19 protein-coding genes are annotated in these 22,818 nt (G+C 67.0%); 13 read left to right on the top strand and 6 right to left on the bottom strand.

Going from position 1 to position 22,818, the window contains the following annotated elements:
• Nucleotides 1-47: 47 nt before the first annotated feature.
• The 3 genes from BAC01S_RS02455 to BAC01S_RS02445 form a co-directional block, all read right to left on the bottom strand.
• Nucleotides 48-761, bottom strand: a complete 714-nt coding sequence (locus BAC01S_RS02455) for a PhaM family polyhydroxyalkanoate granule multifunctional regulatory protein (RefSeq protein ID WP_027793334.1) — start codon at nt 759-761, stop codon at nt 48-50.
• A 121-nt stretch (nt 762-882) separates the two neighbouring features.
• Nucleotides 883-1,713 (bottom strand): enoyl-CoA hydratase/isomerase family protein, encoded by an 831-nt coding sequence (locus BAC01S_RS02450; protein ID WP_027793333.1) that lies wholly within the window; start codon nt 1,711-1,713, stop codon nt 883-885.
• A 191-nt stretch (nt 1,714-1,904) separates the two neighbouring features.
• On the bottom strand, nt 1,905-2,897 hold the full coding sequence (locus BAC01S_RS02445) for a fumarylacetoacetate hydrolase family protein (protein WP_027793332.1): 993 nt from the start codon (nt 2,895-2,897) through the stop codon (nt 1,905-1,907).
• A 194-nt stretch (nt 2,898-3,091) separates the two neighbouring features.
• Between BAC01S_RS02445 and BAC01S_RS02440 the strand changes: the two genes are divergently transcribed.
• The 7 genes from BAC01S_RS02440 to BAC01S_RS02410 all read left to right on the top strand — a co-directional run bounded on the left by BAC01S_RS02440 (nt 3,092) and on the right by BAC01S_RS02410 (nt 11,752).
• Nucleotides 3,092-3,997 carry an IclR family transcriptional regulator gene (locus BAC01S_RS02440; RefSeq protein ID WP_027793331.1) on the top strand — a complete coding sequence of 302 codons (906 nt, stop codon included), beginning with the start codon at nt 3,092-3,094 and terminating at the stop codon, nt 3,995-3,997.
• Between the two features lie 128 nt (nt 3,998-4,125).
• Complete coding sequence (locus BAC01S_RS02435; protein WP_043200878.1) at nt 4,126-5,475, top strand: DUF3108 domain-containing protein; 1,350 nt, start codon at nt 4,126-4,128, stop codon at nt 5,473-5,475.
• A gap of 403 nt (nt 5,476-5,878) precedes the next feature.
• On the top strand, nt 5,879-6,667 hold the full coding sequence (locus BAC01S_RS02430) for an alpha/beta fold hydrolase (protein WP_027793329.1): 789 nt from the start codon (nt 5,879-5,881) through the stop codon (nt 6,665-6,667).
• A gap of 170 nt (nt 6,668-6,837) precedes the next feature.
• Nucleotides 6,838-7,095, top strand: a complete 258-nt coding sequence (locus BAC01S_RS02425) for a BTH_I0359 family protein (RefSeq protein WP_027793328.1) — start codon at nt 6,838-6,840, stop codon at nt 7,093-7,095.
• Between the two features lie 252 nt (nt 7,096-7,347).
• Nucleotides 7,348-8,433 (top strand): homocysteine S-methyltransferase family protein, encoded by a 1,086-nt coding sequence (locus BAC01S_RS02420; RefSeq protein ID WP_027793327.1) that lies wholly within the window; start codon nt 7,348-7,350, stop codon nt 8,431-8,433.
• A 71-nt stretch (nt 8,434-8,504) separates the two neighbouring features.
• A complete protein-coding gene (gene metH / locus BAC01S_RS02415) occupies nt 8,505-11,237 on the top strand; it encodes a methionine synthase (protein WP_281175871.1) in 2,733 nt (910 codons plus the stop codon).
• A 302-nt stretch (nt 11,238-11,539) separates the two neighbouring features.
• Nucleotides 11,540-11,752 (top strand): hypothetical protein, encoded by a 213-nt coding sequence (locus BAC01S_RS02410; RefSeq protein WP_027793325.1) that lies wholly within the window; start codon nt 11,540-11,542, stop codon nt 11,750-11,752.
• Between the two features lie 121 nt (nt 11,753-11,873).
• On the opposite strand, the gene BAC01S_RS02405 is transcribed toward BAC01S_RS02410, so the two are convergent.
• On the bottom strand, nt 11,874-12,200 hold the full coding sequence (locus BAC01S_RS02405) for a DUF1840 domain-containing protein (RefSeq protein WP_043200876.1): 327 nt from the start codon (nt 12,198-12,200) through the stop codon (nt 11,874-11,876).
• A 441-nt stretch (nt 12,201-12,641) separates the two neighbouring features.
• On the opposite strand from BAC01S_RS02405, the gene argS reads away from it, so the two are divergent.
• The 6 genes from argS to BAC01S_RS02375 all read left to right on the top strand — a co-directional run bounded on the left by argS (nt 12,642) and on the right by BAC01S_RS02375 (nt 19,051).
• Nucleotides 12,642-14,426 carry an arginine--tRNA ligase gene (argS, locus tag BAC01S_RS02400; protein WP_027793323.1) on the top strand — a complete coding sequence of 595 codons (1,785 nt, stop codon included), beginning with the start codon at nt 12,642-12,644 and terminating at the stop codon, nt 14,424-14,426.
• A gap of 105 nt (nt 14,427-14,531) precedes the next feature.
• On the top strand, nt 14,532-15,341 hold the full coding sequence (locus tag BAC01S_RS02395) for an SPOR domain-containing protein (protein WP_245616483.1): 810 nt from the start codon (nt 14,532-14,534) through the stop codon (nt 15,339-15,341).
• Nucleotides 15,342-15,391: 50 nt separating this feature from the next.
• On the top strand, nt 15,392-16,030 hold the full coding sequence (locus BAC01S_RS02390; protein ID WP_027793321.1) for a thiol:disulfide interchange protein DsbA/DsbL: 639 nt from the start codon (nt 15,392-15,394) through the stop codon (nt 16,028-16,030).
• Nucleotides 16,031-16,046: 16 nt separating this feature from the next.
• On the top strand, nt 16,047-16,823 hold the full coding sequence (locus BAC01S_RS02385) for an SDR family oxidoreductase (protein ID WP_027793320.1): 777 nt from the start codon (nt 16,047-16,049) through the stop codon (nt 16,821-16,823).
• Between the two features lie 31 nt (nt 16,824-16,854).
• The gene (locus BAC01S_RS02380; protein WP_043200875.1) at nt 16,855-18,483 is read left to right on the top strand and encodes an ABC transporter substrate-binding protein; all 1,629 of its coding nucleotides are present in this window, start codon (nt 16,855-16,857) and stop codon (nt 18,481-18,483) included.
• A gap of 259 nt (nt 18,484-18,742) precedes the next feature.
• Nucleotides 18,743-19,051 carry a hypothetical protein gene (locus tag BAC01S_RS02375; protein ID WP_027793318.1) on the top strand — a complete coding sequence of 103 codons (309 nt, stop codon included), beginning with the start codon at nt 18,743-18,745 and terminating at the stop codon, nt 19,049-19,051.
• Nucleotides 19,052-19,178: 127 nt separating this feature from the next.
• On the opposite strand, the gene fabI is transcribed toward BAC01S_RS02375, so the two are convergent.
• Together fabI and BAC01S_RS30100 are read right to left on the bottom strand one after the other, a co-directional pair.
• Nucleotides 19,179-19,958 carry an enoyl-ACP reductase FabI gene (gene fabI / locus BAC01S_RS02370; protein ID WP_027793317.1) on the bottom strand — a complete coding sequence of 260 codons (780 nt, stop codon included), beginning with the start codon at nt 19,956-19,958 and terminating at the stop codon, nt 19,179-19,181.
• 20 nt (nt 19,959-19,978) lie between these two features.
• Nucleotides 19,979-22,606, bottom strand: a complete 2,628-nt coding sequence (locus BAC01S_RS30100; RefSeq protein WP_322786881.1) for a DUF3141 domain-containing protein — start codon at nt 22,604-22,606, stop codon at nt 19,979-19,981.
• Between the last annotated feature and the right edge of the window lie 212 nt (nt 22,607-22,818).

Raw genomic sequence — 22,818 nt, 5'->3', positions numbered from 1 at the left:
GTAAGCGCCCCCTGCGGGCGCGATTCTTCAAACGTGCGCCGCGCGCCTCACTCGGGCTGCGCCGGCGCCTTCTTCGTCGTGCGCGACGCGGACGGCTTGCCCGCGGCGCGCTTGCCGGCAGATCTCGCCGCCTCGTCCGGCGCCGGTGCCGGCTCCGGCGCGGAAGCCTCCGGGGCGGCGCCCATCGGCTGCGTCATCGCGAACTGCGCGAGCTGGTTGAACTGGGCCTGCAGCAAGTTCCACCAGGCCGAGGCGTCGAAGCCGGGCGGCGGCGGAGGCGCGTTGTCGCTTGCCTCGGCAGACCCGGCCGAGGCGGAAGGTTCCGCCGTCGCGGCCGTCGCGGCCGTCGCGGCCTTCGCGGCCTTCGCAGCCGGGCGCGTGGACTCGGCGGCAGGCGGCGGCGACATCTGCGACTGCGCGAACGCGCCGAACGCGCGCAGCGTCGAAAGCGTCGCGCGCTGCACTTCCATCGCCTGGATGGCCGACTGCAGCATGCTCAGATTGAGCTTGAGCCATTGCTCGACGGCGCGCAGGTCGGTGATGCGCTTGTCGAGCTCCTCGATGCTGGTAAGCGGCGTCATGATGTCGGACATCATCGAGAGCGACGGTCCGAGGCCTTGCGCAATGCCCGGCTCGCTGCCCGGGAAAGCGCTGCCGAACGGCGTGAGACGCATCATCCCCCACATGCGGTCGAGCATCTCGGCGGGCGGGAAGCCGGGAAACCCGGGAAACGGCGGCACGGTGCCAGCTGTGTCAGTCATGCGGATCTCCTCGCAGAGACGGTGTTGGAGGGAGGTGGCCTTGCGATATCTGTCCGATCATACCGCGCAAGGCGGCCTGCGCGCGATGCCGGGGCGGACGAGGCATCGCGGCACGGGGGCATCAGAACTTGAACGGATCGCCGCCCGGGAAATCCGGCATGCGCCGCTCGCGCAGCGACTGCACGCCCTCGCGCACGTCGGGCCCCGCGAAGCCCATGAATTCGAGCGCGAGCGAGGTGTCGAAGTTCGGGCCGGCCATGCGCAGCCAGTTGTTGAGCGCGTACTTGGTCCAGCGCACCGCGGTCTGCGAGCCGTTCGCGAGGCGCCTCGCCACCTCGAATGCTTTGGGCAGCAGATCGTTCTCGTCGACGGCGAGCGAAACGAGGCCGATGCGCTCCGCTTCCTCGCCGCTCACGGGCTCGCACAGCAGCAGGTAGTACTTCGCCTTGGCCATGCCGCACAAGAGCGGCCACACGATCGCCGCATGGTCGCCGGCGGCCACGCCGAGGCGCGTGTGGCCGTCGATGATGCGCGCCGTCTTCGTCGCGATCGAGATGTCGGCGAGCAGACCCGCGACGAGCCCCGCCCCTACCGCCGGCCCGTGCATCGCCGAAACGATGGGCTTGCCGCAGTTGATCACGTTGTAGACGAGGTCGCGCGCCTCGCGCCAGACGCGCGCGCGCACGTCGAAATGCGTGGCCATGTCCTCGACGAGCGCGAGGTCCCCGCCCGCCGAAAAGCCCTTGCCTTCGCCGCGAATCACCGCGACGCGCGCGTCGGGATCGCGGTCCACGTCGCGCCAGATTTCGGCAAGCTCGCGGTGCATGTTGGCGTCGGCCGTGGCAAGGCCGCTCTTGTTCGCGCCTTCGCCGCTCATCACGATCTCGACGATGCCGTGCTCGTGACGCCGCACGTGCAGCGCGTGATAGCGGGCGTAAAAAGGATCGTTCATGGGCGCTTCCTCCCTGCTTCCGATAGATGATGAATGGCGGGCGACATCAGTCAGTGCGGCTGGTAGATCCGCTGGCGGGCTCGCGGCTAGACCCGCTTTAGACCCATTTGCCGCCGCGGTCTCGACCATCACGCCGGCACGCGCGTCGAGACCGCATGCAGCTTCTAGCCTTACCCTTTCCGGGCGGCGTCTCACGATGCGTTCGTTGCAGGCGCCACCGCCTGGTCGATCGCGCCGAAGATCGACTTGCCCGTTTCGTCGAGCATCTCGATCTTGACGCTGTCGCCGAACTTCATGAACTCCGTGCGCGCCTCACCGTGCTCGATCGTTTCGAGGCAGCGCTTCTCGGCAATGCAGCAGTAGCCGCGCTTCGCATCCTTGTTCGACACCGTGCCCGAGCCGACGATCGCGCCCGCGCGCAGGTTGCGCGTCTTCGCCGCGTGCGCGATCAGTTGACCGAAGTGAAACACCATGTCCGTGCCCGCGTCGGGCTGGCCCACTTTCCTGCCGTTCCAGTGCACGACGAGCGGCAGGTGCACGCGGCCCTCGCGCCAGTGGGCGCCGAGTTCGTCGGGCGTCACGGCGACCGGCGCGAACGACGTGGCCGGCTTGCTCTGGAAGAAGCCGAAGCCCTTCGCGAGCTCGGCGGGAATCAGGTTGCGCAACGAAACGTCGTTCGCGAGCGCGACGAGGCGGATGGACCGAAGCGCCTCGTCGGGCGTCGTGCCCATCGGCACGTCGCCGGTGATCACGGCCACCTCGGCCTCGAAGTCGATGCCCCACGCCTCGGAAGCGCAGACGATGTCGTCGGCCGGGCCGATGAAGTCGTCGCTGCCGCCCTGGTACATCAGCGGGTCGGTCCAGAACTCGGGCGGCATCTCGGCGCCGCGCGCGCGGCGCACGAGCTCCACGTGGTTCACGTAGGACGAGCCGTCCGCCCACTGGTACGCGCGCGGCAACGGCGCCATGCACTCGCGGGCGTCGAAATTGAACGCGTTGCGCGCGCGGCCCTGGTTGAGCGCGTCGTAGAGATCGAGCAGTTGCGGCGCGTAGAAGCGCCAGTCGTCGAGCACGCGCTGCAGCGTTGGCGCGATCGTGTCGGCAATGGCCGCCGTGCGCAGGTCGCGGGAAACGACGATCAGCTGACCGTCGCGGGTGCCGTCCTTCAGCGTGGCAAGTTTCATGGGACTGGTGCGTTGTGCGGATGACGATAGAGGAAATGTATTCTACGATGGTGAATCGGCACGACCCAAGGGGCACGCACGGGACGGCACGCACGCGCCCGATCCGCCCTCCGCTTGCCGCGGTTCGTTGTCGCCCGTTGCTGCCCGTTGCCGCCCGTTGCCCCGTTGCCCACGCCTCGACCAGAACGCTATCCATGTCGCCGCCTTCCCGATCCTCCTCGCTGCCCGCCCGCCGCTCATCCCCCGCCGATCCCGCCGAAGCCGAAGTCGACGATCTCGGCGACGCCCACGAGCCCGCCGAAGCTGAAAGCGAGGAGAAGCTGCGCTCGGGGATCCAGTCGATCGAAGTCGGTTTTCGGCTGCTGGAAGTGCTGACCGGAGAGCCGCGCGCCATGATGCTGCGCGATCTCGCACAGCGCGCGGGCATGAGCCCGGCGAAGGCGCACCGCTATCTCGTGAGCTTCCTGCGGCTCGGCGTAGTCGCCCAGGATCCGCTCTCGGGACGCTACGAACTGGGCGGCTTCGCATTGCAGCTGGGACTCGCGCGGCTCGCACGCGTGGACGGCGTCAAGCTCGCGCGCATCGCGCTCGCCGAGCTGCGCGACGCGCTCGACATCACGGTGGGCATCGCCGTATGGGGCAACCAGGGACCGACAGTCGTGCACTGGATGGAGTCGAGCCATCCGGCCAAGGCGTCGCTCAAGCTCGGCGACGTCATGCCGATGCTGAGTTCCGCCACGGGCCTGCTGTTCGCCGCCTACCTGCCGCGCAGCAAGACCGGCCCGATGATCGAGCGCGAACTCGCGGGCGCGCAGCACTACACGTCGGGATCGACGCCGCGCACCGCCGAAGAACTCGAGCACGCGCTGGCCGAAGTGCGCGAACACGGCGCGGCGCGCGTGGAAGGCATGCTGCTGCCGACGATCCACGCGTTCTGCACGCCGGTCTTCGACGCCACGGGCGATCTCGCGCTCGGCCTGATCGCGCTCGGGCACGAAGGGGCGTTCGATATCCACTGGAACGGCGCTGTCGACACGGCGCTGCGCGAGTGCGCGCAGAAGCTCTCATGGGAATTGGGGTACAGTCCGGTTCCGCGCTGATTTCACGCTGGCCGGAACGCTGCCGACGCCAGCCGGGTCGAACCGAGTTCGCGGCGCGTCGCGCCCTTCTGCAGGCACCGCGCGCGACGTGTCACATTAACGTTCACATTCACCGCAAATCGAGCCCGATGCCAGGCGCCCTCGCCCGTTCAGACACGCCAGCCCCCCCTTCGCCGCCGCGCTCGCGCGCCTGGCGCTGGCTGGCCGTGTTCGTCGCGGTGACGCTGCTGCATTGGCTCGCGGCCGAGTGGATCGAGCGGCATCGCGGCGTGCCGCCCCCCGTGCGCGATGTGCACGTGCCCGTGCAGGTCGCACTGCTCAAGCCCGAACGCATCGAACGCGAAGCGCAACCCGCCGCGGCAGGCGCCGCGCACAAGGCCGCACCGCAGCCGGCCCGCCGTCCGGCGAACAAACCGCGCGAGCCGCATGAACTACGCGCCGTGACGCCGCCGAAACCCCGGCCCAAGGTCGAGGCGGCGCAGCCCGCCTCCAGCCCGGCCGAAACGGAGAACACGGCGGCCGCGAACCCGGCAGCCTCCGACGCGGCTGCCAGCAGCGCGGCGGCTAACGCAGGCAACGGCGGCACGGCGCACGCCGGCGCGGGCAACGGCATCACGCCTTCGGCGCAGGCAAGCCAGGCCTCGCACGGCGTGAAGTTCTCGATCCCGCCTTCGGGCGAACTGCAGTACGACACGTTCTATAACGGCGTGCGCAACCAGCCCGGCACGATCCACTGGGCAAGCGACGGACAGCACTACGAAATGGTGGTATCGGTGCCGCTGCCGTTCATCGGCAGTTTCAGCTGGACGAGCCGCGGCCACGTGGACGCGTTCGGACTCGCCCCCGATCAGTACATCGAAAAACGCGGCCACCGCCCCGAAGACGTGACGGTCTTCAACCGCAACGAGAAGCAGATCGTGTTCACGCGCACGCCGAACTCGCTCGCGCTGCAGGACGGCGCGCAGGATCGCTTCAGCATGGTGATGCAGCTCGCGAGCCTCGTGCGCGGCGACCCCGAAGCGTACAAACCCGGCGTCACGCGCGAGTTCTATGTGGCCGACAACGATAGCGGCGAAGTCTGGCCCGTGACGACCATCGGCGACGAGAGCGTGAGCACCGATCACGGCTTCGTCACAGCGCGCCACTTCATGCGGCTGCCGCGCCGCGAAGGCGACAAGCGGCGCATCGACGTGTGGCTTGCGCCCTCGCTCGGCTGGCTGCCCGTGCGGCTCGTGCAGACCGAGCCGAACGGCACGCAGTTCGAGCTGGTCTGGCGCGGCCCCATTGCCTTGCCCGCGGCAAACGGAGCGAGCACAACAGACGCAAACCCGGACGCAAACCCATCGAACGCCGCAGCACCGAGCGCTGCGCCGCAATCTTCCGCATCGGCCCCGACGTTGCAGCAGCCTCCGTCGACGGTTCCCGATGCAACGCCCGCCGGCAGTGCACCCGCAAGCGACACGCCCGCACAGCCCTGAGTGCCTCGCGCGCGCCATGCCGCATTGGCTCGCTTCATCCCTTACAGACGCTCACAAATTGCGCGCAACACCTCGGCCCACTTCACAGCAGAACGCCACGAAATAGCGCATACTGGAATCGCTGGCTGTACACGGCACCACACGGCACAGCAGGCGGCGCGCCATACGAATCAACGAAAAAAACTGACGAAAGCATCACGGCGGCATCACGGCGCGTCACACATACCAACCCGGCAGCGCGCACAGTTCGCGCCACCATCGCGCATCAACCGAGGACCGCAGCACACATCGTCCCGCGCACCGGCAGGCATCAACGGGCGCGCGGGTTGCTTCACCGGCATCGCGTCCACGCAGCACCTCGCAGACGGCCTGACTCCCGACCCGCAACGTGAAGGAGGAAACCATGCAAGTGACTGTCAACGGCATCGATACGCACTACGTCCTCGACGACCGCAGTGGCGGTCCCATGCTCACGTTCGTGCATCAACTGGGCGGCGACCTCACCGTATGGGATCCGCTTGCGGGCCATTTCCGGCATCGCTACGGCGTGCTGCGCTACGACGTGCGCGGTCATGGTGCGAGTGCCATTTCACGCGAACCGTACGGCTTCGCACACCTCGCCGCCGATCTGCGCGCCATGCTCGACGCCATGGGCGTGACGACCACGCATCTCGTCGGCATGTCGATGGGCGGCATGATCGCGCAGCAGTTCGCGATCGACTATCCGGCGCGCGTGCTCTCGCTCACGCTTTGCGACACGTCGAGCCGCACGCCGCCCGAAGCGCGCGACATGTGGAACCAACGCGCCGCGCTCGTGCGCCGCGAAGGCACAGCCGCACTCGCAACCGCAACGATGGAGCGCTGGTTCACGGCCGACTTTCGTCGTATGCATCGCGACACGGTCGAGAAAATTTGTGACGTTTTATTACGGACAGCTTCGGAAGGTTATGCCATGGCCTGTGAGGCGCTGCGCGATTTCGACGTCCATGTGAAGCTCGCAGCATTGCGCATGCCGACGCTCGCCATTGCCGGCCGTTATGACGGCGGCACGCCCGTCGCCGTCACCGAAGCGCTTGCGCAGGCCATCGAGGGCGCCCGTTTCGAGATACTTGATGCGGCCCATCTGGCCCCGGTAGAGGAGTCCCACAGGTTTGCGGCTTTGCTTGAAACGTTTCTGCGTCGGGCAGTCTAACGAGTGCAACCGGAACGATGACAGCGAGGCTGGCAAGAAGCGGAAGTCAAAGGGCGGGCACGCCGGATGAGCTGCAACGCAAGCCCCTTGAATTCCAGCACGAACGCTCCATGTATGGTCACAAGCAAAGAGGCTGCAAAGCCAGGGAGCACAGGAAAAGGAGTGTCGCCATGCAGATGATCTACAACAGTCCCAATTATTGCGTTGTCGAATTCCCCCCGCAGGACGGCCACGTCGCGATGAACGCCGGGGGCTATGAAATCGTCGACAAGAATGCGCGCCGCGAGATATTTATCGACGGCGTGATGGCGGCAAGCTTTCGCGAGCATGTGCAAAAGCTGATGCAGGAGGAACAGACGCCCGACGAAGTCGACGAATTCCTCGGTCAATTCGACAGTCTCATGCAGCAGCCCGTAGTGCTTCACTGAGGTGCTTCACTGAGGTACTTCCTTGAGGCGCTTCTGAAGTGCCTCGCCGAAACCGCACCGGGCCTGCGTAGACCGCGGCACACGTGCTCAGGGAAACCCCGTCCGCTTCGGCGGCCGGGGTTTTCTTTTGAACGTTCTCCTCGGGTTGTCTTCGAGCGGCCCGGCCCCACGGCAGCGCCGGGCGGGGCGCCCCGGCTGCGGCTACAATAGTGGGTTTCCTCGTTCAACCGGCGCCAAGCCCGTCCGCCCTCCATGAACCAGCCTGCAGATACCGTCTCCAGCGCCGCCTCCGGCCATCCGGCCGCAAGCGGGCGCTACACGCGCGGCGCCGCCCTGCCCGCGCTGCTCGCTTCGCGCATCGTGATCCTCGACGGCGCGATGGGCACGATGATCCAGCGCTACAAGCTCGACGAAGCCGCATACCGTGGCGAACGCTTCAAGGACTACCCGCGCGACATCAAGGGCAACAACGAGCTGCTCTCGCTCACGCAGCCGCAGATCATCAGCGAGATTCACGAGCAGTACCTCGCCGCGGGCGCGGACATCATCGAGACCAACACGTTCGGCGCCACCACGGTCGCTCAGGACGACTACGGTATGGGCGAGCTCGCCGTCGAGATGAACGTCGAGTCGGCAAAGCTCGCGCGCGCGGCGTGCGACAAGTATTCGACGCCGGACAAGCCGCGCTTCGTCGCCGGCGCGATCGGACCGACGCCGAAGACCGCAAGCATTTCGCCCGACGTGAACGACCCGGGCGCGCGCAACGTCACGTTCGAAGAGCTGCGCGTGGCGTACTACGAACAGGCGAAGGCGCTCATGGAAGGCGGCTGCGACCTGTTCCTCGTCGAGACGATCTTCGACACGCTCAATGCCAAGGCCGCGCTCTTCGCGCTCGACCAGTTGTTCGAAGACACCGGCGAGATCCTGCCCATCATGATCTCGGGCACCGTAACCGACGCATCGGGCCGCATTCTCTCGGGGCAAACCGTCGAGGCATTCTGGAATTCGCTGCGCCACGCGAAGCCGCTCACGTTCGGGCTGAACTGCGCACTCGGCGCGGCGCTCATGCGCCCGTACATCGCCGAACTCGCGAAGCTCTGCGACACCTACGTCTCGTGCTATCCGAACGCGGGCCTGCCGAATCCGATGAGCGAAACGGGCTTCGACGAAACGCCGGCCGATACGTCCGGGCTCCTGAAGGAATTCGCCACGGCCGGTCTCGTGAACGTCGCGGGCGGCTGCTGCGGCACCACACCCGAGCACATCGCCGCGATCGCGAAGGCGCTCGCCGAGATCAAGCCGCGCCGCTGGCCCGGCCAGTATCGCGACGCGGCCTGAGCCGCGCTCGCCGCTGCTTTATCGCCACTCTATCGCCGACTCCACGCCCCGCCCTTCCGAGACACCACACGATCCGGTCCCACGCCATGACTGACCACACCCTGCGCCTTTCCGGCCTCGAACCCTTCAACGTCAACGAAGGCACGCTGTTCATCAACGTCGGCGAGCGCACGAACGTGACCGGCTCGAAGGCGTTTGCGCGGATGATCCTGAACGGCCAGTTCGACGAAGCGCTCGCGGTCGCGCGCCAGCAGGTCGAGAACGGCGCGCAGGTCATCGACGTCAACATGGACGAAGCCATGCTCGACTCGAAGGCGGCGATGGTGCGCTTCATGAACCTGATCGCCTCGGAGCCCGACATCGCGCGCGTGCCGATCATGATCGACTCGTCGAAGTGGGACGTGATCGAGGCGGGCCTGCAATGCGTGCAGGGCAAGGCGATCGTGAATTCGATCTCGCTGAAGGAAGGCAAGGAACCCTTCATCCATCACGCGAAGCTGATTCGCCGCTATGGCGCGGCGGCCGTCGTGATGGCCTTCGACGAACAAGGTCAGGCCGACACCTACGCGCGCAAGACCGAAATCTGCAAGCGCTCGTACGACGTGCTCGTGAACGAGGTAGGGTTTCTGCCGGAAGACATCATCTTCGACCCGAACATCTTCGCTGTCGCGACGGGCATCGAGGAGCACAACAACTATGCGGTCGACTTCATCGAGGCGACGCGCTGGATCAAGCAGAATCTGCCGCACGCGAAGATCAGTGGCGGCGTTTCGAACGTGTCGTTCTCGTTTCGCGGCAACGACCCGGTGCGCGAGGCGATCCACACCGTGTTCCTCTACTACGCCATTCAGGCGGGCATGGACATGGGCATCGTCAACGCGGGCCAGCTCGGCGTGTATGCCGACCTCGATCCCGAGCTGCGCGATCGCGTGGAAGACGTGGTGCTCAACCGCCGCGAAGACGCGACCGACCGCCTGCTCGAAATCGCCGACAAGTTCAAGACCGGCGCCGCGAAGAAAGAAGAGAACCTCGAATGGCGCAACCAGCCCGTCGAGAAGCGTCTCGCGCATGCGCTCGTGCATGGCATCACGAACTTCATCGTAGAGGACACCGAAGAAGCGCGCGCGAAGATCATGGACGGCGGCGGCCGCCCGATCAACGTGATCGAAGGCCCGCTCATGGACGGCATGAACGTGGTCGGCGACCTGTTCGGCCAGGGCAAGATGTTCCTGCCGCAGGTGGTGAAGTCGGCGCGCGTGATGAAGCAGGCCGTGGCGCACCTGATCCCGTTCATCGAGGAAGAAAAACGCCTGCTCGCCGAAGCGGGCGGCGACGTGCGTGCGAAGGGCAAGATCGTTATCGCGACCGTGAAGGGCGACGTGCACGACATCGGCAAGAACATCGTTTCGGTCGTGCTCCAGTGCAACAACTTCGAAGTGGTCAACATGGGCGTGATGGTCCCGTGCAACGAGATTCTCGCCAGGGCGAAGGTCGAGGGCGCGGATATCGTCGGGCTCTCCGGCCTGATCACGCCGTCGCTCGAAGAGATGGCCTATGTCGCGAGCGAAATGCAGCGCGACGACTACTTCCGCATCAAGAAGATTCCGCTGCTGATCGGCGGCGCAACCACCTCGCGCGTGCACACGGCCGTGAAGATCGCGCCGCATTACGAAGGGCCGGTCGTGTACGTGCCCGACGCGTCGCGCTCGGTTTCGGTGGCGTCGAGCCTGCTTTCCGACGAAGGCGCGGCGAAGTACATCGACGAGCTCAAGAACGATTACGACCGCATCCGCGACCAGCACGCCAATCGCAAGGCCACGCCGCTCGTGACGCTCGAAGAGGCGCGCGCGAACAAGACGAAGATCGACTGGGCGGGCTACCAGCCCGTCAAGCCGAAGTTCATCGGTCGCCGCGTGTTCAAGAACTTCGACCTGAACGAGCTCGCGAACTACATCGACTGGGGTCCGTTCTTCCAGACCTGGGATCTGGCCGGCCCGTATCCGGCGATACTCAACGACGAGATCGTGGGCGAATCGGCGCGCAAGGTGTTCTCCGACGCGAAGTCGATGCTCGCGCGCCTGATCCAGGGCCGCTGGCTGCAGGCCAATGGCGTGATCGCGCTGCTGCCCGCGAACACCGTCAATGACGACGACATCGAGATCTACACCGACGAATCGCGCCGCGAAGTCGCGCTCACGTGGCGCAACTTGCGCCAGCAGTCCGTGCGCCCCGTGGTGGACGGCGTGATGCGGCCGAACCGCTCGCTCGCCGATTTCATCGCGCCAAAAGACTCGGGCGTGGCCGACTACATCGGCATGTTCGCGGTAACAGCCGGCATAGGCGTGGACGTGAAGGAAGCGCAGTTCGAAAAGGATCACGACGACTACAGCGCGATCATGCTCAAGGCGCTCGCGGACCGCTTCGCGGAAGCCTACGCCGAGGCCATGCACGCGCGCGTGCGCCGCGACCTGTGGGGCTACGCGTCCGGCGAAACACTCGACAACAACGCGCTGATCGACGAGAAGTACGTGGGCATCCGGCCGGCGCCGGGCTATCCGGCGTGCCCCGACCACCTCGTGAAGCGCGACATGTTCGAGTTCCTGCAGGCAGGCGAGATCGGCATGAGCGTGACGGAATCGCTCGCCATGCTGCCGGCCGCGAGCGTTTCGGGCTTCTATCTGGCGCATCCGGACAGCACGTACTTCTCGGTCGGCAAGATCGGCGCCGACCAGCTCGCCGACTTCGGACGCCGCATGGCGCTCTCCGACGAGGACGCTCGCCGCGCGCTCGCACCACTGCTCTGAGACACGGCGTAGCGCTTCCCGGCCTCCCTTGGCCCGACGATTCGGCGGCAGCTTGCCGTTGCCGCTTTTCCTGCGATCCGCGGCGCCGCAACCCTTGCGTTGCCGCGCCGCGATATATGCCGGCCGATAGGCTGAATATTTGACACGCGCGACTTTTCGTCTTTGTAAGATGAGCTGGCACCACCCCAGGCCAGACGGGCCAAACGAGCCAGGCGGACGGGCGCGAAATGCGCCGCCGCCCGCCATCTTCCCGGCTCGCTCATCAGCAAATCCTTAAAAGCAACACTCGACGGAGAAATCGTATGAAGAAGCTGATGTTGATATTGACCGCATTCGGCGTTGCTGCGCTCGCCCAGCCGTCGTTCGCCCAGCCGGCCTCTCATCCGGAAGCGAGCGCGGTTTCGTCGTATTCCGCCCCCACCGAAAAGCACGTGAAGAAGCCGAAGAAGAAAAAGGCGAAGAAGGGTGCCGCTTCGGCCACTTCGACCGCAGCGCCGGCAGCCGCCAGCCAGTAAGCACGATGCCGCGCAGGGCGGCGCACCAAAGACAAGAGCCCGCGGTTTGCGGGCTCTTGTCTTTGGCACTCAGGAACGCGGGAAACGCCAATCGCGTCCCCACCATCTGCACACACCCCGCTCAAATCCCCCAAACAATATCGTTCTGCCCCTTGCGGGCCTCGCGCAGCATGTCGAGGAACGGGAAGGCGCGCTGGGCAAGGCCGACCGGCAGCTCATGGTGTTCGTGACCCTCTTCGCCCTCGTGGAAATGGCCTTCGTGTTCGGCGCGCTCCCTTTTGTCGGTGGCAATCGCCGCCTCGAGCTTCGTGATCGCGGCGTCGAGTTCGTCGTGCATGATCACACCGCGCGGCCCGAGCCGCTTGCCGATAATGCCGAGCAGGTATTGAGCGAGATTTTCCAGCATCGTGACGTCGGGCGACGCACGGCATTTGAATGTAACCAGCATGACTGTTCCCTTTTGATTTTTTGAGGTCCGCGCGCTCGACGGACAGGCCGGGAGACTGAAACGGCAAAGCCGGCCAGGTGCTGCCGGCGAGACGCAGCCGGAGAAAGGGTCCCGGCAGGCAACCGGTGCGGCAGCCGCATCCGGATGGCATTCGCCCTTGCCGAGGTTCTCATTTCACATATTAGCACCTGCTAAAATCCGTCTGAACGGAATTACCCGCAGGGCGCGGCCGCTAGAAATGCGAGGCCGCGCCCCGCGGCGGGCCGCGCTTCTCATGGCCGCGAGAAGCACGCCCGGGGCACGATGCCCGCCCCCACCTTGTATTCGACGGCCAGGCGCCCGCACGAACGGCCGGATGGCCAGTTCGACCCGGATCGGCCAAATTCGGCCCGAAGCGCGGCCAGGCGCTCCCAAACTACCCGCACAGGACCTGCAACAAGCATGCTGCCCGCACAGAAACACACCCTGGAGACCTTGCTCGCCGACGCCGTGGGCCAGGTGGCCAAGGCCCTCGACGGCGCCACCGAAGCCACATTCGTCGCCCCCGCGATCACGCTCGAGCGTCCGAAGGTCGCCGCGCACGGCGACGTCGCCTGCAACGTGGCGATGCAGCTCGCCAAGCCGCTGCGCGCCAATCCGCGCCAGCTCGCCCAGCAGATCGTGGACGCCGCGCTTGCGCTGCCCGCTGCCCAAGGCCTCGTCGAGGCCGCCGAAGTGGCAGGTCCCGGCTTCATCAACCTGCGCCTTGCCGCCACCGCGAAGCGCGCCGTGATCGGCGCCGTGTTCGCCGAAGGCGAAGCGTTCGGCCGCTCGCAGCGCGAAGCGGGCAGGCACGTGCTGGTCGAGTTCGTTTCGGCGAATCCCACGGGCCCGCTGCACGTCGGCCACGGCCGCCAGGCCGCGCTCGGCGACGCGATCTCGAACGTACTGGCCTCGCAGGGCTACGACGTGCATCGCGAGTTCTACTACAACGACGCGGGCGTGCAGATCGGCAACCTCGCCATCTCCACCCAGGCGCGCGCGCGCGGCTTCAAGCCCGGCGACGCCGAGTGGCCGGAAGCCGCCTACAACGGCGAGTACATCGCCGACATCGCGCGCGACTACCTCGCGGGCGAGACCGTCGCCGCGAAGGACGGCGAACCCGTGAAGGGCGCGCAGAACCCCGACGACCTCGACGCGATCCGCCGCTTCGCCGTGGCCTACCTGCGCCACGAGCAGGATCTCGACCTGCAGGCGTTCGGCGTGAAATTCAACCAGTACTACCTCGAATCGTCGCTCTACACGGAAGGCCGCGTGGAGAAGACCGTCGAGGCGCTCGTCGCCTCGGGCGAAACCTACGAGCAGGACGGCGCGCTGTGGCTCAAGACCACCGAATACGGCGACGACAAGGACCGCGTGATGCGCAAGTCCGACGGCACGTATACCTACTTCCTGCCCGACGTCGCCTACCACGTCACCAAGTGGGAGCGCGGCTTCACGAAGGTCATCAACATCCAGGGCTCGGACCACCACGGCACCATCGCACGCGTGCGCGCGGGCCTGCAGGCGCTCGGCGTCGGCATTCCGAAGGGCTATCCCGACTACGTCCTGCACAAGATGGTCACGGTGATGCGCGACGGCCAGGAAGTGAAGATCTCCAAGCGCGCGGGCAGCTACGTGACCGTGCGCGACCTGATCGAATGGTCGGGCGGCGCCAACCCAGGCAGCGAAGTTTCTCCCGACCTGCTCGACGAAGCGACCATTCGCCGCGGCCGCGACGCCGTGCGCTTCTTCCTGATCTCGCGTAAGGCGGACACCGAGTTCGTGTTCGACATCGACCTCGCGCTCAAGCAGAACGACGAGAACCCCGTCTACTACGTGCAGTACGCGCACGCGCGCATCTCGACGATCCTCGCCGACTGGCAGGCGAAGCACGGCGGCAATCTCGCCGCGCTGCCGCGGGTCGACCTCGCGCCGCTTTCCAGCGAGCGCGCGCTGGCCCTGATCGGCAAGCTCGCCGAGTTCCCCGACATGCTCACGCACGCCGCCGCCGAACTCGCGCCGCACGCCGTCGCGTTCTACCTGCGCGAACTCGCCGCCGAGTTTCACTCGTTCTACAATGCCGAACGCGTTCTGGTCGACAATGCCGACGAGCGCGACGCCCGCGTCGCGCTGCTCGCGGCGACGCGCCAGGTTCTCGCGAACGGCCTCGCGGTGATCGGCGTTTCGGCGCCCGAGCGCATGTAACGAACTTACCGCACGACAGCACACACGAAGCAACATGCATGGGGCCGCCTGCTTCCCGAGCGGGCGGCCATTCCAGGATTCCCTTGTTTGCAGGTGATTCAGACGATGGCAAAACCGCGCCGCAGCAATACGAAGCAGCAGTCGAAACAGTCCGGGGGCACGTTCCTCGGCATCGTGCTGGGCCTGATTGTCGGCCTTGCGATCGCGGTGGTGGTGGCGCTCTACATCACGCGCGCGCCCACGCCGTTCGTCGCGAAGGTCGCGCCGCCCGCCTCCGATGCGAGCGACGCCGGCGGCCAGTACGATCCGAACCGCGCCCTGCAGGGCAAGTCGCCGGGCCAGCCGGTGCCGCAGGCCGCGCAGAGCGCGCCGCCCAACACCGCGCCGGGCCAGAGCACGAACCCGTCGCAGTCGTCGGGCATGCTCGCGGAGCCGCAGATCGTGGAAGTGCCGCCTTCGGGCTCGGCGCAGGATAACGGCAACGCGAACGGCGTGGCCGTCGCGCCCGCGCCTTCCGCCGGCAACAACGCGGCCCCCGCGGCGAAGCCGCAGTCGTCGCCCAACCCGGCCCAGATCCTCGCGAACAACGAACCGCAGAAGCCGGCCACGGCCATCCCCGCGCCGGGCGCGAAACCCGCGCAGGGCAGTTCGGCCGCACCGTCCGCCAATGACGCCAACACCGGCTACTTCCTGCAGGTGGGCGCCTACAAGACCTCGGGCGACGCCGAACAGCAGCGCGCGCGCCTCGCGTTCCAGGGCTTCGAGTCGAAGGTCACGCAGCGCGACGCGGGCGGGGTCACGTATTATCGAGTCCGCATCGGCCCGTTCGCGAAGTTCGACGACATGAACTCCACGCGTCAGCGCCTGTCCGACGCCGGTATCGATACGGCCGTCATCCGCTTCACGAAGCAGTAAAAAACGAGACGACCGGCCCCGCCGGTCGCGTCAACACGAGTCAGAAGAACATGAAACGACTTCTTGGTACGCTTTTGCTTTCCCTTTCGATGCTCGCCGGCGCCGCGCATGCTTCGCCCGCGGCGCCCGTGGCCGGCAAGGACTACACGGTCCTCGCCGCGCAGCAGCCGCTCGACGTGCCCGCTGGCAAGATCGAGGTCATCGAGTTCATGTGGTATGGCTGCCCGCACTGCAACGAATTCGACCCGTACCTGGAGGCGTGGATCAAGAAGCAGGAGCCGGATGTCGTGTTCAAGCGCGTGCCGGTGGCATTCCGCGACGACTTCATCCCGCACTCGAAAATGTACTATGCGCTCGACGCGCTCGGCCTCGCGAACAAGCTCACGCCCGCCGTGTTCAACGAGATCCACGTGAACAAGGACTACCTGCTCACGCCGGAAGACCAGGCCAAGTTCCTCGCCACGCAGGGCGTCGATCCGAAGAAGTACATGGAAGCGTACAACTCGTTCTCGACGCAGAGCGAGCTCCAGCGCGACAAGGCGCTCCTCGACGCGTACAAGATCGACGGCGTGCCCACGCTCGCCGTGCAGGGCAAGTACGAAACGGGCCCCGCCGCGACCAACAGCCTGCCGGGCACGATCCAGGTGCTCGATTTCCTCGTCTCGCAAATCCGCGCGAAGAAGATGTAAGCCCCGGCGCGCCGGTATGAGTCAACCGCTGAAGGTCTTCATCACCGGCGCGTCGAGCGGCATTGGCGCCGCGCTGGCCGCCGAATACGCGCGGCGCGGCGCCATCCTCGGGCTCGTCGCGCGCCGCGCCGAGGCCCTCGCCGGCTTCCGGCAAGCTCACCCGCAGCACGCCATCTCGATCTACCCCGCCGACGTGCGCGACGCCGACGCGCTCGCTCACGCCGCGCGCGCCTTCATCGCCGAACACGGCTTGCCCGACATCGTGATCGCCAACGCCGGCGTGAGCGGCGGCGTCATCACCGGCCAGGGCGACCTCGCGGCCTTTCGCGACGTGATGGACATCAACTACTTCGGCATGGTCGCCACCTTCGAGCCGTTCGCCGCCGCGATGAGCGAAGCGCGGCGCGGCACGCTCGTCGGCATTGCGAGCGTGGCCGGCGTGCGCGGGCTGCCGGGCTCGGGGGCGTACAGCGCCTCGAAGGCCGCGGCGTTCGCTTATCTCGAATCGCTGCGCGTCGAGATGCGGCCGTTCGGCGTGCAGGTCGTCACGATCGCGCCCGGCTACATCCGCACGCCGATGACGGCGAAGAATCCCTACCCCATGCCGTTCCTCATGGACGCCGACCGTTTCGCCGCGAAGACCGCGAATGCGATCGCGCGCGGCACGTCGTTCGCCGTGTTTCCCTGGCCGATGCGCGTGGTGGCCGCGCTGCTGCGCGTCCTGCCGCGCTGGCTCTACGACCGTCTGTTCGAGAAAGCGCCGCGCAAACCGCGCACCGCCGCGAGCGACTGAATCCAGGCTTGCCCCGACAACCGGAGATCCCATGCGCTTCACCTCGCCTGTCCCCGTGCTCGCCCGTCTGCGCAACGTCGCCGCCTGCACCCTCGGCGCCGCGCTCGCGCTCGCCGTTGCGCCCGCACTCGCGAAGCCGCTGACGGTCTGCACGGAATCAAGCCCGGACGGCTTCGACGTCGTGCAGTTCAATTCGCTCGTGACGACGAACGCCTCGGCCGACGTGATCTTCAACTCGCTCGTCTCGTACGACGAGGCCGCGAAAAAGGTCGTGCCGGCCCTCGCCGACCGCTGGGACGTGAGCGCCGACGGCCTGACCTACACGTTCCATCTCCGCCCGAACGTGCAGTTCCAGACCACCGCATGGTTCAAGCCCACGCGCGCCCTCGACGCCGACGACGTCGTCTTCACCTTCGGCCGCATGCTCGACGCGAACAACCCCTGGCACAGCGTGACGGGACCGAGCGGCTTCCCGCATGCGCAGTCGATGGGTCTCGCGAAGCTCGTCAAGTCGGTTTCGAAGGTGGACGACGGCACGGTGAAGTTCGTACTGACCGAGCCGAATTCGACCTTTCTCTCGATCCTGACGATGGGCTTCGCGTCGATCTACTCCGCCGAGTACGCGAACCAGTTGCTGAAGGCCGGCAAGCAGGTCGACCTCAACGCGCAGCCCGTGGGCACGGGCCCGTTCCAGCTGAAGAGCTACACGAAGGACGCGGTGATCCGCTATGAAGTGAATCCCGCCTACTGGGGGCCGAAGCCGAAGGTGGACCGCCTGATCTACGCGATCACGCCCGACGCCGCCGTGCGCGCGCAGAAGGTGAAGACGGGCGAATGCCTGATCGCGCTTTCGCCGAAGCCCGACGACATCGCCATCGCAAAGGGCGACAAGACGCTCAGGGTGGTGCAAACGCCCGCGTTCATGACCGCCTTCGTCGCGCTGAACACGCAGAAGAAGCCGCTCGACAACCAGAAGGTCCGCCAGGCGCTGAACATGGCGTTCGACCGCACGACTTATCTCAAGACCGTGTTCGACAACACGGCCACGCCCGCGACGAACCCGTGGCCGCCCACGGCCTGGGGCTACGACCGCTCGATCCAGCCCTACCCCTACGACCCGGCGAAGGCGAAGCAGCTGCTCGCCGCCGCGGGCTTCCCGAACGGCTTTGCGACGACGATCTGGGTGCGCCCGAACGGCAGCGTGCTGAACCCGAATCCGCGCGCGAGCGCCGAGCTGCTGCAGGCCGACTTCGCGAAGATCGGCGTGAAGGCGGACATCAAGGTGATCGAGTGGGGCGAGCTGATCAAGGAAGCGAAGCAAGGCCAGCACGATACGCTGTTCATGGGCTGGGCCGGCGACAACGGCGACCCCGACAACTACCTCTCGCCGCTCTTCAGTTGCAACGCCGTGAAGTCGGGCATCAACTTCTCGCGCTTTTGCGACCCGCAGCTCGACAAGCTGATCGCCGACGGCAAAGCCACCGCCGACCAGGCCAAGCGCGTGAAGCTCTATGAAGCCGCGCAGAAGATCATCCACGATCAGGCGCTGTGGATTCCGCTCGGCTACCCCACCGCCGCGGCCATCACGCGCGCCAGCGTGAGCGGCTATCAGGTGAGCCCGTTCGGCCGCCAGAACTTCGGCAACGTCATCATTCAGTAAGGCCGGCGCGCCTCGATGCGCGCGCCAGCTTCATTCCGGGCCCGTTACAAGGATTACAGAGCGGCCTGCATTATTACGCGGCTTTACCGTCCGCGCGGCGTGCGCCCGCAGCAAGGCGCACAGCGCGGCACGGCGGATGCTGCGGGCCTTCGCGCCCTGGAACATTTGGCCCAACATTGTTGCAGTTTGGTAACGCAAGGCGAAGCGCGCCCCGCTACATTGAAGCCATGCAATCTTTCTTCCACCGAAGGGGGCCTCAATGAAAGCGAAACTGTTTGCCGCCCTGGGCGCCGGGGCACTGATTCTCGCCGCATCGCAATCCGCGATGGCGGGTGTGGCCATCGGCCTGAACCTCGGCGTGCCCGCGCCGGTCTACGTCGCTCCGGCTCCGGTCTATGCCGCGCCGCCTCCGGCGTACTACGCACCGCCGCCGCCCCCGGTCGTGGCCTATCAGCCGGTTGCCGTTGCCGCACCGTCGGTCTATATCGGCTGGCATGGCGACCGCTACTGGGACGGCCGTGCCTGGTGGGGCCGCCGCGACTGGTACGCACATCACCGCTACTACTGACCGCATCCTGCAGCCGGTCGGTTGACGTAGGGCCAGACGCCTCGCAGTGCATTCTGCGAGGCGTCTGGTTTTTTGTTGCCGGCGCAACGTAATGCGAGTTTGAATCCGCGCGAAGCCGGCACCGCCATCACGCCATGACGTGCGCGCCGCCGTCGACATACACCGTGTTGCCGCTCATGCGGCGCGCGTAGCGCGTGGCGAGATACGCGGTGGCATAGCCGACGTCCATGATGTCCACGAGCTCGCCCAGCGGCGCGCGATCGACCGCCTCGGAGAGCATGCGGTCGAAGTCGGGCAACCCGGAGGCCGCACGCGTCTTCAGCGGCCCCGGCGAGATGGCGTGCACGCGAATGCCGAGCGGCCCCAGCTCGTAGGCCAGATACCGGCACGACGCTTCGAGCGCCGCCTTCACCGGCCCCATGAGACTGTAGTTCGGCACCACGCGATTGGCGCCGTCGTAGCTCATCGCGAAGAGCGTGCCGCCGCGCGGCATCAGCGGCGTCGCGCGCTTCGCCATGCGGATGAACGAGTGGCACGACACGTCCATCGCATAGCCGAAGCCCTGCGCCGACGAGTCCAGCAGGCCGCCCTGCAGGTCGTCCTTCGGCGCGTAGGCGATGGAGTGCAGCACGATGTCGAGCGCGCCCCAGGTCTCGCGGATGGCGTCGAACACGGCCTCCATCTGCGCGTCTTCCTCGACGTTGAGCGGCAGCAGGAGCTTGGCGTCGAGCTCGTTCGCGAGCGGCTCGACGTAAGGCTTCGCCTTGTCGTTCAGGTAAGTGATCGCGAGCTCCGCGCCGAGTTCGGCGAATGCGCGCGCGCAACCCCAGGCGATCGATTCGGCGTTCGCGATGCCCGTGACCAGCGCGCGCATGCCGGCCAGCGGCCGGTCGGGAAGAGTCTGCATGGCTTACCTCGCTGCGGGAGTCATTCGCCGGCGGAACGCGTGGCGCGGCGGCGCGAGGCCGGCGTACCTGCCCCGTGCGCGGGTGCCGCCGCAGCAGCCGGGCGTGCCCGCCGCGGCGTTTTGGCTGCGGCCGGTGTCTTGGCGGCCGCGGCCGTCTTGGCCTTCGCCGGAGCCGGCGCGCGCTTCGCCGCTTTTGCGGGCGCTGCCGGCGGGGCCTCCGCCTCATCGGCGGCGACAGCCGCGGCACGCTTCGACGCCTTCGCGGCGGCGCGCTTCGGCGCGGCTTGCGCCTCCGGCTCGTCGGCGCCGGCCGCCGTCACATCGGCCGCACCCGCCGCCGCACCCGCATTACCCGCAACACCCGATATCGCACCGCCTTCGCCGGAGCCGGACGCCGCCCCGCTGCCCGAGGCCGGCCCTTCCGGCGGCGGCAAGCCGCTCTTCTCGCTGCCGGGCTCGAGGCCAAGCGCCTTCTGCACTTCCCGGAAGCGGTCGCGCCGCTCGCCTTCGAGCGGACCGGACACCGTCGCGATGCGGTAGACGGCCGCGAGCAGCGCACGGCGCGTAGGCATATCGGGCATGATTTCGGTCAGCGCCTCGATAGCGGCTTGCGGGTCGAGCGCCACGATCGCGCCCTGGCGCCGCGCGGCTTCCTTCAGTTCGGCGATGGTGGGCTGACGATCGCCCAGATACTCGCGCGCCATCTCGCGCATGCGCTGAAACGGCCGATATTGCACGGTATGCATTTCGTCGACGAGGTACGCCATGATGCGCATGAACGCATCCACGAGCGTGCCTTTGCGCAGGTTCGCGCGCGCCGCGCGCAGCCGCAGCGCCGCGAGCTCCTTGCGCAGCGCCATGAGCGGCGGCCCGATCGGCTCGAGCGGCTGGCCGGGCGCCACGCCCACGAGCGCCTGCACCCACGGCGCCGTATAGACGCTGTAGAACGTGTTCTCGACCCACGCGTCGCGTGCGTCGCGATAGAGGTCCCAGGCGGCCTCGATGCTCGCCGACATCTGCCGTTCGAGCTGCGTGAAGGGGTTGTCGGGCGCGACAGGCTTGCGATGCTTGCGCACCGACTCGGCGAGCACCGGCAGCGCAGCCAGCGCCGGGTTCGCGTCGCTCAGCACGCTGCGCTCCACGCGCGACGGATGCGACTCGCGCAACAGATGCGCCGTGAGCGCGTTGCTCGACGCGCGCACGAACGGGGAAACCGTCAGGTCGTAGAGCCGCTGGTTGTTCTCGGCGAAGCGGCGCACCACCTCGAACGGCTGCTCGTCCGCGCGGCCGTCGTCCAGCGCGAGGATGTCGTCGATCGTGCGCCGCTCGAAGCCGATCTCATAGCGTCCTTCGAGCGATTCGAGGCGGCCCGCCTCCGGCGTCGTGTCGGTGATCTTCGCTTCGTAGAGGCCCGGCGGCAGCACGTCGATCAGGTCGAGCGCCGAAAACAGTTCGGTGTGCTCCTTATTGGCCACGCTCGCCGAAACGAAGATGCCCAGATGCCCCACCTTGTCGTGGAGGCAATAGACGATCACCTGCTCGTTGGCGATGATTTCGTCCACGCTCGCGTAGAGGTCGGGGATCCAGTTCAGGGCCTGCTGCGGCGGCGTGATGTTGTCGCCCCACGAGGCGAGCACGATGATCGGCGTGCGGATGTTGCGCAGGTCCACCGGGGAGCGCGCGTTCTTCGCGTACACCTCGTTGCGCGTGAGGTGATTGCCGACGAAGAGGTTCTGCACGATCCAGTCGATCTCGGCGCGGTTGAGCTGGAAGTGGCCGCCCCACCAGCGCTCGAATTCGAGGAAGCGCTCGCGCTCCGTATCGACTCGCGAATAGAGATTGTAGAGCTTGCCCCAGAACGTGTTCGCGGGATTGAGATTCTCGAAGTTCTGCACGAGATGGGCGCCGTCGAAGTGGCCGTCGCCCAGATCGGCGGCGAGCGACGACATCCACGAACCGCCGAGCATGCCGCCCGAATAGCGCATGGGGTTCTTGCCCTTCACGCCGGCCCAGTACGACAGCGGCGAGCCCGCGAGCATGAGCGGGCCGACCAGCGCCGGCGCGCTCGCCGCGAGCAGCGCCGCGGCCCAGCCACCCTGGCAGTTGCCGATGATGAACGGCAGGCCGTCCGACTCGGGATGCAGTTCGCGCACCTTGCGGATGAACACGGCTTCCGCCTGCCCGACCGACTGGATCGTCTGCGTGGGGCACGGCACCGGGAAGAAGGTGACGAAGTAGCACGGATGGCCCTTGCGCAGCGCGATGCCCACCTCGCTGTCCATCTTGAAGCCCGCGATGCCGGGACCGTGGCCCGCGCGCGGATCGATGACGACGAAGGGCCGCATGCGCGCATCGGTCGGTGCGCCTTCTTCGGGCAGGATGCGCAGCAGTGCGTAATTGCAGGGGTCGTCCAGCTCGCGCCCGTCCGCGACCACTTCGTAGTCGAAACGCAGCACGGGCGGCATGCCCTCCTTCTCGTGCACGTAGGTCTGGTTGCCGCGCTCGCGCAACGTGTCGAAAAACAGCACGCTGCGCTGCCACGCGTCGAACAGGTAGTCGTAGAACGGCTGAACGGCGGCCGGCGCAGGCAGAGCGAAAGGGGGCGCAGCGGAGGCAGCAGCGAGAGGCGTGGGGGCGAGAACAGCCACGAGGCGAATCTCCTTGAACGGGGAGCGCGCGGCCGCCCTGCGCACACGATGCCCGCAGGGCGCGACCGGTCCGGCGCGGCGTGCCCGTGCACGGCGCGCGGAGCCCAGATGATGGTGTGATGCAGCGCCATGCTGCACTGCAGTATCTCAATGTAGGCAGCGCCTTGTTGAAAGTCAAGGCAAGCAAACAGGGCCGCAGCGAGGCCTGCCCG

The organism is Paraburkholderia acidipaludis NBRC 101816 (assembly GCF_000684975.1).
GTDB classification, from domain to species: domain Bacteria; phylum Pseudomonadota; class Gammaproteobacteria; order Burkholderiales; family Burkholderiaceae; genus Paraburkholderia; species Paraburkholderia acidipaludis.
Note: the sequence above shows the minus strand (reverse complement) of the source record. Positions and strands in the feature narration are given on the sequence as shown.

Excerpts from the sequence above, each read along its gene's own strand:
- BAC01S_RS02390 (WP_027793321.1), top strand. The coding sequence starts at position 15,392 with ATGAAACGACTTCTTGGTACGCTTTTGCTTTCCCTTTCGATGCTCGCC.
- BAC01S_RS02385 (WP_027793320.1), top strand. The coding sequence starts at position 16,047 with ATGAGTCAACCGCTGAAGGTCTTCATCACCGGCGCGTCGAGCGGCATT.
- BAC01S_RS02450 (WP_027793333.1), bottom strand. The coding sequence starts at position 1,713 with ATGAACGATCCTTTTTACGCCCGCTATCACGCGCTGCACGTGCGGCGT.
- BAC01S_RS02430 (WP_027793329.1), top strand. The coding sequence starts at position 5,879 with ATGCAAGTGACTGTCAACGGCATCGATACGCACTACGTCCTCGACGAC.
- argS (WP_027793323.1), top strand. The coding sequence starts at position 12,642 with ATGCTGCCCGCACAGAAACACACCCTGGAGACCTTGCTCGCCGACGCC.
- BAC01S_RS02455 (WP_027793334.1), bottom strand. The coding sequence starts at position 761 with ATGACTGACACAGCTGGCACCGTGCCGCCGTTTCCCGGGTTTCCCGGC.
- BAC01S_RS02405 (WP_043200876.1), bottom strand. The coding sequence starts at position 12,200 with ATGCTGGTTACATTCAAATGCCGTGCGTCGCCCGACGTCACGATGCTG.
- BAC01S_RS02395 (WP_245616483.1), top strand. The coding sequence starts at position 14,532 with ATGGCAAAACCGCGCCGCAGCAATACGAAGCAGCAGTCGAAACAGTCC.
- BAC01S_RS02435 (WP_043200878.1), top strand. The coding sequence starts at position 4,126 with ATGCCAGGCGCCCTCGCCCGTTCAGACACGCCAGCCCCCCCTTCGCCG.
- BAC01S_RS02420 (WP_027793327.1), top strand. The coding sequence starts at position 7,348 with ATGAACCAGCCTGCAGATACCGTCTCCAGCGCCGCCTCCGGCCATCCG.
- BAC01S_RS02425 (WP_027793328.1), top strand. The coding sequence starts at position 6,838 with ATGCAGATGATCTACAACAGTCCCAATTATTGCGTTGTCGAATTCCCC.
- BAC01S_RS02440 (WP_027793331.1), top strand. The coding sequence starts at position 3,092 with ATGTCGCCGCCTTCCCGATCCTCCTCGCTGCCCGCCCGCCGCTCATCC.
- BAC01S_RS02445 (WP_027793332.1), bottom strand. The coding sequence starts at position 2,897 with ATGAAACTTGCCACGCTGAAGGACGGCACCCGCGACGGTCAGCTGATC.
- BAC01S_RS02375 (WP_027793318.1), top strand. The coding sequence starts at position 18,743 with ATGAAAGCGAAACTGTTTGCCGCCCTGGGCGCCGGGGCACTGATTCTC.
- BAC01S_RS02380 (WP_043200875.1), top strand. The coding sequence starts at position 16,855 with ATGCGCTTCACCTCGCCTGTCCCCGTGCTCGCCCGTCTGCGCAACGTC.
- BAC01S_RS02410 (WP_027793325.1), top strand. The coding sequence starts at position 11,540 with ATGAAGAAGCTGATGTTGATATTGACCGCATTCGGCGTTGCTGCGCTC.
- fabI (WP_027793317.1), bottom strand. The coding sequence starts at position 19,958 with ATGCAGACTCTTCCCGACCGGCCGCTGGCCGGCATGCGCGCGCTGGTC.